This is a genomic window from Leisingera aquimarina DSM 24565 (genome assembly GCF_000473165.1).
Classification (GTDB): domain Bacteria; phylum Pseudomonadota; class Alphaproteobacteria; order Rhodobacterales; family Rhodobacteraceae; genus Leisingera; species Leisingera aquimarina.
Window position 1 is genome coordinate 3,536,657 of sequence record NZ_KI421504.1, and the last position, 12,500, is coordinate 3,549,156.

13 protein-coding genes are annotated in these 12,500 nt (G+C 60.7%); 8 read left to right on the plus strand and 5 right to left on the minus strand.

Going from position 1 to position 12,500, the window contains the following annotated elements; translation table 11 throughout:
• Nucleotides 1-84: 84 nt before the first annotated feature.
• Nucleotides 85-1,890 (minus strand): PHA/PHB synthase family protein, encoded by a 1,806-nt coding sequence (locus AQUI_RS0121680; protein ID WP_027259395.1) that lies wholly within the window; start codon nt 1,888-1,890, stop codon nt 85-87.
• 133 nt (nt 1,891-2,023) lie between these two features.
• Here AQUI_RS0121680 and phaZ point away from each other — a divergent pair, with 133 nt between their 5' ends.
• Entirely contained in the window at nt 2,024-3,298 is a 1,275-nt protein-coding gene (gene phaZ / locus AQUI_RS0121685) for a polyhydroxyalkanoate depolymerase (RefSeq protein WP_027259396.1), read from the plus strand.
• A 4-nt stretch (nt 3,299-3,302) separates the two neighbouring features.
• The gene (locus tag AQUI_RS0121690) at nt 3,303-3,875 is read left to right on the plus strand and encodes a DUF6151 family protein (protein ID WP_027259397.1); all 573 of its coding nucleotides are present in this window, start codon (nt 3,303-3,305) and stop codon (nt 3,873-3,875) included.
• On the opposite strand, the gene AQUI_RS0121695 is transcribed toward AQUI_RS0121690, so the two are convergent.
• From AQUI_RS0121695 to AQUI_RS0121710, 3 genes are all read right to left on the minus strand, one after another.
• Nucleotides 3,872-4,597 carry an alpha/beta fold hydrolase gene (locus AQUI_RS0121695; protein ID WP_027259398.1) on the minus strand — a complete coding sequence of 242 codons (726 nt, stop codon included), beginning with the start codon at nt 4,595-4,597 and terminating at the stop codon, nt 3,872-3,874. The two genes, AQUI_RS0121690 and AQUI_RS0121695, sit on opposite strands and share 4 nt — an antisense overlap.
• Nucleotides 4,598-4,719: 122 nt before the next feature.
• Nucleotides 4,720-5,145 (minus strand): VOC family protein, encoded by a 426-nt coding sequence (locus AQUI_RS0121700; protein ID WP_027259399.1) that lies wholly within the window; start codon nt 5,143-5,145, stop codon nt 4,720-4,722.
• A gap of 82 nt (nt 5,146-5,227) precedes the next feature.
• Nucleotides 5,228-5,977 carry an alpha/beta hydrolase gene (locus tag AQUI_RS0121710; RefSeq protein WP_027259400.1) on the minus strand — a complete coding sequence of 250 codons (750 nt, stop codon included), beginning with the start codon at nt 5,975-5,977 and terminating at the stop codon, nt 5,228-5,230.
• 132 nt (nt 5,978-6,109) lie between these two features.
• On the opposite strand from AQUI_RS0121710, the gene AQUI_RS0121715 reads away from it, so the two are divergent.
• Nucleotides 6,110-7,117 carry an Lnb N-terminal periplasmic domain-containing protein gene (locus AQUI_RS0121715; RefSeq protein ID WP_027259401.1) on the plus strand — a complete coding sequence of 336 codons (1,008 nt, stop codon included), beginning with the start codon at nt 6,110-6,112 and terminating at the stop codon, nt 7,115-7,117.
• Between the two features lie 137 nt (nt 7,118-7,254).
• Here the strand turns inward: AQUI_RS0121715 and AQUI_RS0121720 are convergent, their stop codons facing one another.
• Nucleotides 7,255-7,503, minus strand: a complete 249-nt coding sequence (locus tag AQUI_RS0121720) for a hypothetical protein (RefSeq protein WP_027259402.1) — start codon at nt 7,501-7,503, stop codon at nt 7,255-7,257.
• Between the two features lie 280 nt (nt 7,504-7,783).
• Here AQUI_RS0121720 and thrS point away from each other — a divergent pair, with 280 nt between their 5' ends.
• The 5 genes from thrS (at nt 7,784) to AQUI_RS0121745 (ending at nt 12,500) form a co-directional block, all read left to right on the plus strand.
• Entirely contained in the window at nt 7,784-9,730 is a 1,947-nt protein-coding gene (gene thrS, locus AQUI_RS0121725) for a threonine--tRNA ligase (protein ID WP_027259403.1), read from the plus strand.
• A gap of 221 nt (nt 9,731-9,951) precedes the next feature.
• On the plus strand, nt 9,952-10,257 hold the full coding sequence (locus AQUI_RS0121730; protein WP_027259404.1) for a BufA1 family periplasmic bufferin-type metallophore: 306 nt from the start codon (nt 9,952-9,954) through the stop codon (nt 10,255-10,257).
• Between the two features lie 68 nt (nt 10,258-10,325).
• Nucleotides 10,326-11,180 (plus strand): MNIO family bufferin maturase, encoded by an 855-nt coding sequence (gene bufB, locus AQUI_RS0121735; protein WP_027259405.1) that lies wholly within the window; start codon nt 10,326-10,328, stop codon nt 11,178-11,180.
• Nucleotides 11,177-11,932: an HvfC/BufC N-terminal domain-containing protein gene (locus AQUI_RS0121740; protein WP_027259406.1), complete on the plus strand. Its 756-nt coding sequence runs from the start codon at nt 11,177-11,179 to the stop codon at nt 11,930-11,932. Before bufB ends, AQUI_RS0121740 begins: the two co-directional genes overlap by 4 nt.
• Before the next feature lie 4 nt (nt 11,933-11,936).
• Nucleotides 11,937-12,500 (plus strand): DoxX family protein, encoded by a 564-nt coding sequence (locus AQUI_RS0121745; RefSeq protein WP_027259407.1) that lies wholly within the window; start codon nt 11,937-11,939, stop codon nt 12,498-12,500.

Here is a 12,500-nt window from a genome sequence, read left to right on the forward strand (position 1 = left end):
CATGAGAGGAATATGCGTGCCGCACCGCAGCATTTCAAGACTTTTAATGCTGCAGTGCAGAAAAAAATCGTAAACCCCGTCAAATCAACGGTTTGCCTTGACCCTTACATAGGAACCAGGCGCAGGCATCAAAGAGGGGTAGCCCGAATCCCCGGCTTCACGGGCCGGAACCTGCTTGCCGGACCGCTTCTTCAGCCACTCATTCCAACGCGGCCACCAGGAGCCTTCGTGGTATTCCGCACCTTCCATCCAGGCCTCGCTGTCGCCTTTCAGATCGGTATTGGTGTAGTGGCCGTATTTCTTCTTGCTGGGCGGGTTGACGATGCCCGCGATATGGCCGGACTCAGACACGATAAAGCTCTTGCTGCGCGATCCCATCTGCTGCACGCCGCGGTAACAGTCTTTCCAGCGGGCAATGTGGTCGGTCTCGCAGGTGATCGACATCAGCGGCACATCCACATCCTTGATATGCAGCTTGTGCCCCATCAGCTCAAACCCGTCGCGAGCAAATTCATTGTTCTGGCATAGGCCCCGCAGATACTGCACCGCCATCCGGCCCGGCAGGTTGGCGCCATCGCCGTTCCAATAGAGCAGATCAAAGGCGGGCGGGGTCTCGCCCATCATGTAGCTTTTGACGGCGGGGCCATAAATCAGATCCTTGGAGCGCAAGAATGACATGGTCCGCGCAATCACCCAGGAGCGCAGCAGCCCCTCCTCTTCCACCTGCGCCTCGATCCCGTCGACAAAATCGTTCTGCAAGAACGGCGTGAATTCACCCTGATCGCCGAAATCGGTAAGCGTGGTAAAAAAGGTTGCCGATTTTACCGAAGTGTCGCCACGCTGCTTCAACAGCGACAATGTCAGGCTCAGCGTGCTGCCGGCAATGCAATAGCCCACCGCGTTCACCTGCTTGACCTTGCAGATATCCTTGACCGTCTCAATCGCGGTCAGGAAACCCTCCTGCATATAGTCTTCCATTCCCACGTCTGCATGGCTGGCATCGGCGTTGACCCAGGAGACGACAAACAGGGTATAGCCCTGCTCGGTCACCCATTTGATCAGGCTGTTCTGCGCCTTCAGGTCGAGGATATAGAACTTGTTGATCCAGGGCGGAAACAGCACGATGGGGGTCTCATGCACGGTTTCCGTCGCGGGTTTGTACTGGATCAGTTCCATCATCCGGTTGCGGTAAACCACATCGCCGGGCGTGGTCGCGATGTTGCCGCCCAGCTCAAAGGCGCTCTCATCCGCCAGCCGCACCACCAGTTCGCCATTGTTGGCCTCCAGATCGGTGACCAGGTTCTCCAGCCCGTCGATCAGCGACTGGCCTTCGGTCGCAACAGCCTTTTCCAGCGCATCCGGATTTGTGGGCAGAAAATTGGTCGGCGACATCATCTCGATGATCTGGTCGGCGAAATACGTCAGCCGCTGCTTGTCCTTGCCGTCCAGCTCGCTCGCATCCTGCACCGCTTTGCGGATCGCATCGGCGTTGGTCATGTACTGCTGCTTCACAAAGTGGAAATACGGGCTGCTCTCCCACAAAGGATTCGAAAACCGGCGGTCCTTGGCGCCGCCGCCGTCATCTGCGCTGCCCATCTGTCCGGCCAGAGTCTTTTGCGCTTCGGCGAAATTCAGAACCGATTTGCTCCAGTATTCGACCTGCTGCTCCAGGATCTTGGCAGGGTTTTGCATCGCTTCCGTCCAATAGGCGGTTGCTGCACGCGCATAAAGCTCTTGATTCGGACCGTCCAAAGCTGCGTTGTGCGGGGTCTTCCGGGACATGACATCGGCCAGACGCTTGCTCAACTCCTCAACACGGTTCATGTTTTCCTTAAGCTTTTCAATGCTCTCAGAATTGGCCGCTGCGGATAATTCGTCACTAGTTGTCATATAAATGAATCCCTCATAGGCTTTCTGCTATGCAGAATACTCTTCTGCATTTTTCAGGGCAAAGCGGCGATTGGTCCAATGTTCCGGATTTGATGGTCCGATGACGCAGGGGCAGAGCCCGAAGGAGACACGCATGCGATACATGATGACCTACGATCTGATGGAGACCGTCCGGAACACCAACCAATGGTTGGGCGCCACCGCCCTCTCCATGGCATCTTACCCGGTCTTCTCCGCCTTGCCAAACCCTGCGCTCAGCTGGATGGCCGCCTGGGGTGAAGTGACGGAACGTACTTACCAGCGGATGGTGGTGAAACCTGATTGGGGTATCCGCACTTTCACCTGCGAAGACGGCAAGGACCATCTGGTGGATATCGACACTGTGGTCGAACGTCCGTTTGGCGATCTGCTCCATTTCAAAGTCAACGGGCGCGAGGAACAGCCGCGCAAGGTGTTGCTGGTTGCCCCGATGTCCGGCCATTACGCCACCCTCCTGCGCTCCACTGTCAAAAGCTTGATCGTCAATTGTGAAGTCTACGTGACGGACTGGCATAACGCCCGCGACATTCCTGTTTCCGCTGGGAAATTCGACGTCGAGGACTACACGCTTTACCTGGTCGACTTTATGCGCGAAATGGGCCCTGACACGCATGTTGTCGCGGTCTGCCAGCCGGTGCCACTGACCCTGGCCGCCACCGCCTATCTGGCCGAACAGGACCCCAAGGCGCAGCCTTCCTCGCTGACCCTGATCGGCGGCCCGGTGGATCCGGATGCCACCCCGACCGAGGTCACGGATTTCGGCCGCCGCGTCACCATGGGCCAGCTGGAAGAAACCATGATCCAGCGCGTCGGTTACAAATACAAAGGCGTGGGGCGCAAGGTCTACCCTGGCTTGTTACAGCTTTCCTCTTTCATGTCGATGAACGGCGAGCGCCATTCCAAGGCCTTCATGGATCAGATCCAGCGTGTTTCCCGCGGGGAGGCTTCGGATCATGACGCCCACAACCGTTTCTACGACGAATACCTTGCCGTCATGGACATGACGGCCGAATTCTACCTGTCCACTGTCGAACGTGTTTTCAAACGGCGCGAAATCGCCCGCAACGAATTCACAGTGAACGGCCACAAGGTTGATATTGGCAAGATCACCAATGTGGCGGTGAAAACTGTCGAAGGCGCCAAAGATGATATCTCTGCCCCCGGCCAATGCGTCGCGGCGCTGGATCTTTGCACCGGCCTGCCTGAAAACATGAAGGCCAGCCATCTGGAGCCAGGTGCCGGCCACTATGGCATCTTTGCCGGCCGCAGCTGGCGTGACAACATCCGCCCGCTGGTGATTGATTTCATGAACGCCAACAGCCGCCGCAAACCGGCCCGCAAGCCTGCCAACAAAAACACGGCTGCCTGACCGCATGGGCGGCGGGCTGGCTTTTTCCTGCAACTGCGGGACCTTGCGCGGTGAAGTTTCCGCGCAAGGCATCAAGGGCGGCACCCGTGTTGTCTGCTATTGCGCCGACTGCCGCGCCAATGAACTGTACCACGGCCAGCCCGACCCAGCGCCGGATCCGGTGGACCTGTTCCAGCTGGCGCCGGACAGCATCTCCATCAGCCAAGGCGCCGCGCATCTGAAAGCCTTGCGCTTTGGCCCTCGCGGGCCGTTGCGCTGGTACGCATCCTGCTGCGGCACGCCACTTGCAAACACGCTGGCCAAGCCCACGCTGCCCTTTGCCGGGATACGCTCAGACGTGTTCAAAGATAAATCCGCGCTTGGCAAAATCCGCGCCAAGGCTTTCCTCCCGGTTACAGGCAAACAGTCCCGGACCAAGGGTGGCGGGGTGATGGCCTGGGGCATCCTCAGCCGGATGATCACGTCGCGCCTGTCCGGCCGCTGGAGGGAAACGCCGTTCTTCGCCACGCAAACCGGCAAACCGGTGGCCGAGCCCGAATTGCTCAGCAAAGACCAGCGCGCAAAACTCTCCCCTTAGGACACAGGCACGGCCAGCCAGTGCAGCAACGCCCGGTTGACAGCGTCGGGCTGTTCCAGCACCGGCAAATGCCCAGCCTCAGGCACGATCTTCAGCCGCGCCTCCGGGATCAGCTGCGCCAGCAGATCCAGTTTTGCTGGCGGCACAATCGTGTCGTGTTCTCCACCCAGAACCAGCGTAGGCACATGCGCCCGCCGCATCGTGGATTGCTGGTCCGGCCGCCGCTGAAGGGCACGCGCCTGCGCCACATACATCTCCGGCCCCAGTTCCAATCCCATCCGGCAGAACATGTTGTGAACTTCCAGCCGCAAAGGTCCGGGTGCGAATGCCTCCATTGGCATCGTCTCGCGCAGCACGTCTTCCAGCCGTCCGGCGCGGGCTGCAACAATCTGCGGCTCCCGATCGGCAGCCTGATCCGGCGTCTCGGCCAACGGGCTGGCTCCCATAATGCACAGCCGGCTGATCCGGTCCGGTGCGCGGCGCAGCAGTTCCATCGCCAGGATCCCGCCCATCGACACACCTGCAAGGGAAAACCGCGGCGGCAGGTGGGCCAGCATCCGCGCGGCGATCTTTTCCACCGTGTCGCCGCCCGCCAGCGGCAGCACCATCACCGGCATACTGCCGGAAAAACTCCTGACCTGAGCGTCAAAAATCCGGCCGTCGCACATCATCCCCGGCAGCAGAACCAAAGGTTCGCGGCAAGGTTGCTGGTCATAAGGCATATCCTGCCCTCGCGGTTTGCCTTCCACCCGATGCTTCAACTCTGCGGAGAACAGCCCCTGGGATCAAGGAAAACCTCTCCGCGGCAGGGATTTAGAAAGCTGCTGCCGCTGCTGTGCCACGCCTAGTAGCCGTTCCAGCGGAACGCGCCATTCTCCGCCAAGGGGGCCAAGGGGTTAAAGGCAATCTCCCATATATGCCCGTCCGGGCTGCGGAAATAGCCGTGGTGCCCGCCCCAGAACACATCCTGCGCAGGCTTCAGAACCTTCGCGCCAGCTGCCTCAGCTGCCGCCAGCAGCACAGCCACTTCTTCCTTGCTGCGGGTGTTGTGGCTCAGCGTCATCGCACCGGTGCCCAATTCTGCTTCCGAAAGACCGGTTTCCGCTGCCAACGCTGCCAGCGGATACAGCCCCAAGGTCTGCGAGATCAGATCAAAGGCAATCACCCCGTCCGGACTTTCTGCACGCTGCCAGCCCAAAGCTTCATAAAAGGCAGCTGCTTTGGCCATATCCGGCACGCCCAGCGTAATCAGGCTCACCCTCTGTTCCATCATTCAATCCTTTGCACTTTCAACCACTCTGCTATGTCCGCTGCGCCAGCCGCCAGGCCGCCCCAGGGCGAGAACCGCCGCATCAGGTGCCGCCCAGAACGTCCAGAACCGCGTCTTCCATCATCTTCAAGCAAGCCTCGTCCGAGAACCGGTGATCGGCATCTTTCACCAGGTTGAGCCGCATGTCCGGACAGGTCGCGTGATCCACCAGCCGCAGCGCGGTTTCCGTTGATACAGCCGTATCCGCGGTCCCCTGCAGGCAGCGGACTTTGAAGGGCAGGAACAGCGGCGTGCGCAGGACCAGCCGTTTGCGGCCATCCTCGATCATCCGCTTGGAGATATGATAGGGTTCCATGTAGTCACTGGGCAGTTCCACATAGCCGCGGCTGTCCAGCTCGGCCTTCTGCGCATCCGAGAAATTGGCCCAGTACCCGTCCTCGGTGAAATCCGGCGCCGCAGCGATGGTCACCAAACCCTTGATCCGCTCGGGCATTTCGCGCGCCAGCAGCAACGCCTGCCAACCGCCCATAGACGACCCGACAGGGATAATCTCCCCCTCGGTCAGATGCGCCACCGCCTCCAGCGTGTCCTCGTGCCAATCGCCTATGCAGCCTTCCTCAAACGTGCCCGAGCTTTCGCCGTGGCCGGAGTAATCGAACCGCAGAAAGGCCAGCCCGCGCGCCTTGGCCCATGCCTCCAGATGTACCGCCTTGGTGCCCTCCATATCGGATTTCAGGCCGCCCAGGAACACCACGCACGGCCCCTGCCCCTCACTCTTGTGATATGCAATCCGGCGGCCCTGGGCGGTGTCGAGAAAAGATGTGGCGGGCATGTCGTTGGTCTCCTGTCCTTTTCCCCAAGATGTGGCATGGCAGCGCCTGCCCCGCAAGCGCCGGCACTCCCTGCTTGCAAGCCCCCCGCCTGCCTCCTTATGGTCCGCGAAAATTTTCAAGGGACCTTGGGCATGTTCAGACTCATCAAGGGCATTGTGATCGCCACCGCCATCCTGGCCGTGGCACTGGCCACCGCCTGGGCCGCCCTGGCGTTGTGGTACCGGCTGCCCTTTGGCACGGTACCGCGCGGCCTGCTGGCAGGCGGGTTTGCCTTCCTGGGCGTCACCGTTATTGCCGGCCTGTTCCGCAGGCGTGCCGCGCGCGCGCTGACCACATTCACGCTGGCACTGGCCGCAGTGATCCTGTGGTGGTCCACCCTCACACCGCCGGACGCGCGCAACTGGGCCCCTGACGTGGCCCGCCAGGTCACCGGCCAGATAGAGGGCGACACTCTCACGCTCACCGATGTGCGCAATTTCGCCTGGCAATCCCCTGAAGACTTCAGCGAAAGCTGGGAGACCCGCAGCTATGACCTGACCACGCTCGACACTGTGGATCTGTTCATGTCCTATTGGGCCGGCCCGCAAATGGCCCATATGATCGTCAGCTTCGGCTTTAAAAACGGCGAACACATAGCCTGGTCGGTCGAGGTGCGGCGCCAGCTCGGCGGCGGCTTCTCACCCATTGCCGACCTGTTCAAATCCAACACTCTGGTGATCCTTGCCGCCGATGAACGCGACGTGGTTGGCACCCGCACCAATGCCCGCGGCGAGAACGTGCAGCTGTTCCGCATTGACGTCAGCCCCGAGACCGCCCGCACCTTGCTGATGCAATATGTTGATGCGGCCAACAGCCTCGCCGCCCGGCCGCAGTGGTATAATTCACTCACCACCAATTGCACCACCGTGGTGATGACAATGATCCGCGCCTTTGCAGACGAAGTCCCGCTGGACTGGCGAGTGCTGGCAAACGGCTATCTGCCGGATTATGCATGGGAACGGGGCGTGCTGGACCAGACCCGCACGGTCGAAAAACTGCGTGCCCTAGGAAGCATCACAGCAATTGCCCAGGCCCACGGCGTGACCCCGGATTATTCCCAAATGATCCGCCAAGGCATCCCCGCTTTCGTATCGAATTGATCCAGCTTCTTTCTGGTTTAAAATACTCCGGGGAGCGCGAGGGGCCAGCCCCTCGCCCGTTTTCTGTTTGCAATCGGGTTCAGTGAACACCTGCTGGCCCCGTTGCGAACCTGTTCACGAATCTTTTTCGGCCCCTGTTACAAAACTCCGGCAGTTTGGCTGCCGTAGTCTTTCTGAGTGCTCAAGCGCCCCAGCAAATCCTGTATCCGGGTCAATGCCTCACCTGTCAGCCGTGCCTTCTCCCGGCTCGGCCCGCCTTCGACATGTGCGCAATGTTCATAGGACAGACGGCGTTGCGACAGGATTTCCCTGGACTGGCACAGCGCGGTTTCAATCAGGTCCACATCTTCAACCGTCAGATCAAAGTTCGGGTTCGGGCGGGTCATCGGAACACTCCTGGTATGTCCATTGGGCCTAAGGTTTCGGCAACACTGCCCCGGGCCCGGCTTCATAGCAACAGTTTTTTTGTTATTTTTCAATTGCTTACCTGTATACATATATGTACAACCGCATGCATTGGCACACAAAGGAATTTTCCAGGGCAATAACAGACACATGCAAACCCGTCTTGACTTGACCCCGCTTTGACCGCAAAACGCGCGCACCAAACACATACCCGCAACCGGGCGTTCTGTGGGCGCCAAACCGACGAGGAGCAGCCAGACAATGGCCCAAATCTCTCTCACCTTCCCCGATGGCAATGCACGTTCCTATGACGCAGGCGTAACCCCTGCGCAGGTGGCCTCCAGCATTTCCACCTCGCTGGCCAAAAAGGCCATCTCCGCCACCGTCGACGGTCGGCACTGGGACCTGCAGTGGCCGATTGATGCAGATGCGACCATCGCCATCCACACCATGAAGGACGAGGTTCAGGCCAATGAGCTGATCCGCCACGATCTGGCGCACGTCATGGCGCGCGCGGTGCAGGAAATCTGGCCCGACACCAAGGTCACCATCGGCCCGGTCATTGAAAACGGCTGGTATTACGACTTCGACCGCGTGGAACCCTTCACCCCCGAAGACCTCGGCGCCATCGAAAAGAAGATGAAGGAGATCATCAACAAGCGTGATGAGGTCCGCACCGAAGTCTGGGAACGCGACCGCGCGATCCAGCATTACACCGACCTTGGCGAACCCTATAAGGTCGAGCTGATCGAGAGCATCCCCGGCGACGAGCCGCTGCGCATGTACTGGCATGGCGGCTGGCAGGATCTCTGCCGCGGCCCGCACCTGCAGCACACCGGCCAGCTGCCGGGCGATGCGTTCAAACTGATGTCGATCGCCGGCGCTTACTGGCGCGGCGACAGCTCCCGCGCCATGCTGCAACGGATCTACGGCGTTGCCTTCACCGGCAAGGAAAAGCTCAAAGCCCACCTGCACATGCTGGAAGAAGCCGCCAAACGCGACCACCGCAAACTGGGCCGCGAGATGGACCTCTTTCACATGCAGGAAGAGGCCCCCGGTCAGATCTTCTGGCATCCGAACGGCTGGACCATCTACACCCAGCTGCAGGACTACATGCGCCGCAAACAGCGCGCCGACGGCTATGTCGAGGTCAACACTCCGCAGGTGGTCGACCGCAAACTGTGGGAAGCTTCGGGCCACTGGGACAAGTATCAGGAGCACATGTTCATCGTCGAAGTGGACGAGGAGCACGCGCGCGAGAAAACCATCAACGCGCTGAAGCCGATGAACTGCCCCTGCCACGTGCAGGTCTATAATCAGGGCCTGAAATCCTACCGCGACTTGCCGCTGCGGATGGCCGAATTCGGCTCCTGCAACCGCTATGAGCCTTCGGGCGCGCTGCACGGCATCATGCGGGTGCGCGGCTTCACCCAGGATGACGCGCATATCTTCTGCACCGAAGAGCAGATCGAAGCGGAATGCGCCAAGTTCATCGATTTTCTGTCGTCGGTCTACAAGGACCTGGGGTTCGTGGAATTCGAAATCATGTTCGCCACCCGCCCGGAAAAGCGGGTCGGTTCCGAAGAAAGCTGGGATCACGTCGAGGCGGCGCTGGAAAACGCCATCAAGAAAACCGGCAACGCCTATACGCTGGATCCCGGCGAAGGCGCGTTCTACGGACCCAAGCTGGACTTCAAACTGACCGATGCCATCGGCCGGGTATGGCAGTGCGGCACTTTTCAGGTGGACCCCAATCTGCCGGAACGCCTGAACGCCAATTACATCGGTGAAGATGGCTCCAAACACCGCCCCTACATGCTGCACCGCGCCTGCCTGGGCTCTTTTGAGCGCTTTATCGGCATCCTGATCGAAAGCCATGCCGGCAAGCTGCCGTTCTGGCTGGCGCCGCGCCAGGTTGTCGTCGCCTCGATCACCTCGGACGCGGATGATTATGTGCAGGAGGTTGTTGCCAATCTGCAAAAGGCCGGCGTGCGCGCCGAGGCCGACATCCGCAACGAGAAGATCAACTACAAGGTCCGAGAGCATTCTGTGGGCAAAGTGCCGGTCATTCTCGCCGTCGGCCACCGCGAGGTGGAGGAACGCACGGTCTCGGTGCGCCGTCTTGGAGAAAAACAAACCAAGGTCGATACCCTGGAAAATGTTACAAAGGCGCTGGCGGTGGAAGCGACCCCGCCGGACCTTCTGTAACATTTCTCTTCAAGATCAGCATCAACGGCCCCCATTCGGGGGCCGTTTTGTTTCAAACACCGGCAAATAACACTGAAATCAGCTCTTTACCCGGCGTTCCGCGGTCACATACGCTGACGCAGGCGTGAGACACGGGGTCGTGACTTAAAGTCCCGGAGACCACAGGTTAGGGTCTCCCTGTCATCACGACACCGCATGTTAAACCGAAAGGAATTCACGAGATGTCGAACACCGCAAAATCCCTGGCCGTTGCAGGCGCCGTAGCCGCCGCTCTGACCGCCGCTTCGACCATGCCCGCCGCAGCCGCCACCAAGGAAAAGTGCTACGGCGTTTCGCTGGCCGGCCAGAACGACTGTGCGGCCGGCCCCGGCACCACCTGCGCTGGCACCTCGACCACCGACTACCAGGGCAACGCCTGGACGCTGGTTGACGCCGGCACCTGCGAAGGCCTGGAACTCCCGGCCATGGCTGACGGCACTGCCCGCAGCGGCTCGCTGGAACCGCTGGAGCGCGACCTGCCGGCATAAGCGCCGCTTGAATATGGGGGCGGGAGTGTGAATTCCCGCCCTTTTTGCACCCGGAAACAGGACTTCCCATGCTTGACGCCGCTGCACATGACAGATTGCCTGCCGCCCCCGGCGTTGGCTACAAGCCGCAGCATTTTGCCCAGATCACTGCCGATCCGGGCACTGTCAAATGGCTGGAAATCCACGCAGAAAACTACATGGGGGACGGCGGACGCCCGATTGCGCAGCTGCGCCGCCTTGCCGAAGATTTTGCCATGTCGGTGCATGGCGTGGGCCTGTCGATCGGCGGCGAAGGGCCGCTGGACACAGACCACCTCGCCCGGCTCAAGCATCTGGTCACCTGGCTGCACCCCGCCAGCTTCTCCGAACATCTGGCCTGGTCCACCCACGACAGCCATTTCTACAACGACCTGCTGCCGCTGCCCTACACGGATGCCAGCCTGCAGCGGATCTGCGACCACATTGACGAATTGCAGGGCACCATCAGGCGGCGGATGCTGCTGGAAAACCCCTCCAGCTACCTTGCCTTTGCGGAAAGCACCTGGTCCGAGCCTGAGTTCCTGTCCGAGATCTCCCGCCGCACTGGCTGCGGGCTGCTGCTGGATGTGAACAACGTTTTTGTCTCGGCCACCAATCTCGACTTCTCACCGCAGGGCTACATTGACGCCTTTCCGCTGGACAAAGTGGGTGAAATCCACCTCGGCGGCCATGACGAGGATGAGGACGAGCACGGCCATCCCCTCCTGATCGACAGCCATGGCGCCGAAGTAGTGGACCCGGTCTGGGCACTTTTGGACTATACCCTCGCCAAATCCGGCCCCAAGCCGGTGCTGGTCGAATGGGACAACGACGTGCCGGACTGGCCTGTGCTGGAGACAGAGGCTGCCCGCGCCGCAACCGCGCTGGAGCGCATTCCGGCATGAGTGTCTCCCAGGCAAATTTCACCCGCGCCATGATGGATGCGGGACAGCAGGTACCGGATGGGCTAATAGATCATCAGGCCCAGCCCGCCGGGCGCCGCTTCAGCGTCTACCGCAACAATATCGCGGTCTCCCTGACCGAGGCCATGCACAGCGCCTTTCCGGTGATTGCTAAGCTGTTGGGCAAACAGAACATGGACGGGCTTGCCGGCATCTACCTGCGCCAGCATCCGCCGTCCTCGCCGCTGATGATGTTCTATGGCGAACACTTCCCCGCCTTTCTGGAGGGCATGGAGCAACTCAAGCACCTTGGTTATCTGGGTGATGTGGCCCGGCTGGAACTGGCCTTGCGCCGCGCCTACCACGCCGCGGATGCAGCGCCCATCGCACCCGAAGCATTGGGCGCATTGACGCCCCAGGACCTGATGAACACGCGCGTGGCCCTGGCCCCTGCGGTGCTGCTCCTGCGCTCACCCTGGCCCATTCATGGCCTGTGGCGCTACAACAGCGAAGACGGCGCCCCCAAGCCCGAGGCGCAAGCCCAGGACGTGCTGATCACCCGCCCCGAGTTCGACCCCATTCCCCAGCTCCTGCCGCCCGCGGGCGCAGCCTGGATCCGCGCCCTGATGGGGGGCGCCAGCATCGGCGAAGCCTTGGAACAGGCCGCCGCCGAAGATGAAACATTCGACCTGGGTGCCACGCTGGCCCTGCTGTTGCAGGGCGGCGCGATCACCGGACTGGACAGCAAAGGGTAAGACCATGCACGCACTTGTCTCCATTCACAACGCAGTTTTCGGCCTGGTGGAAAAGGCCGGCGACTGGCTGATGCCGCTCGCGGCGCGCTTTGTCTTCGCCTCCACATTGCTGCTCTACTACTGGAACTCCGGACTGACCAAGCTGGGCGACGGCATCTTTGGCCTGTTCAGCCCCTCCATCGGCGCCTACAGCCAGATCTTCCCGAAACAGCTGGAGGCCGCAGGCTATGACGTCTCGCAATTCGGCCTGTTCCAGAAACTTGTGGTGCTCGCAGGCACTTACGCCGAGTTTATCCTGCCGCTGATGATCGTGATCGGTCTGGCCACGCGCCTGGCGTCCTTCGGCATGATCGGTTTTATCATCGTTCAGTCCCTGACCGATGTCATCGGGCATGGCGCCACGGACGACAAGACCCTTGGCGCTCTGTTCGACCGCTTCCCGGATGCCGTAATCCTGGATCAGCGCCTGTTCTGGATCTTCGTGCTGACCTATCTCGTGGTGAAAGGCGCAGGCGCCTTGTCGGTGGACGCGCTGCTGCGCCGCCGGATGGAGCCAGCAATCGCCTGA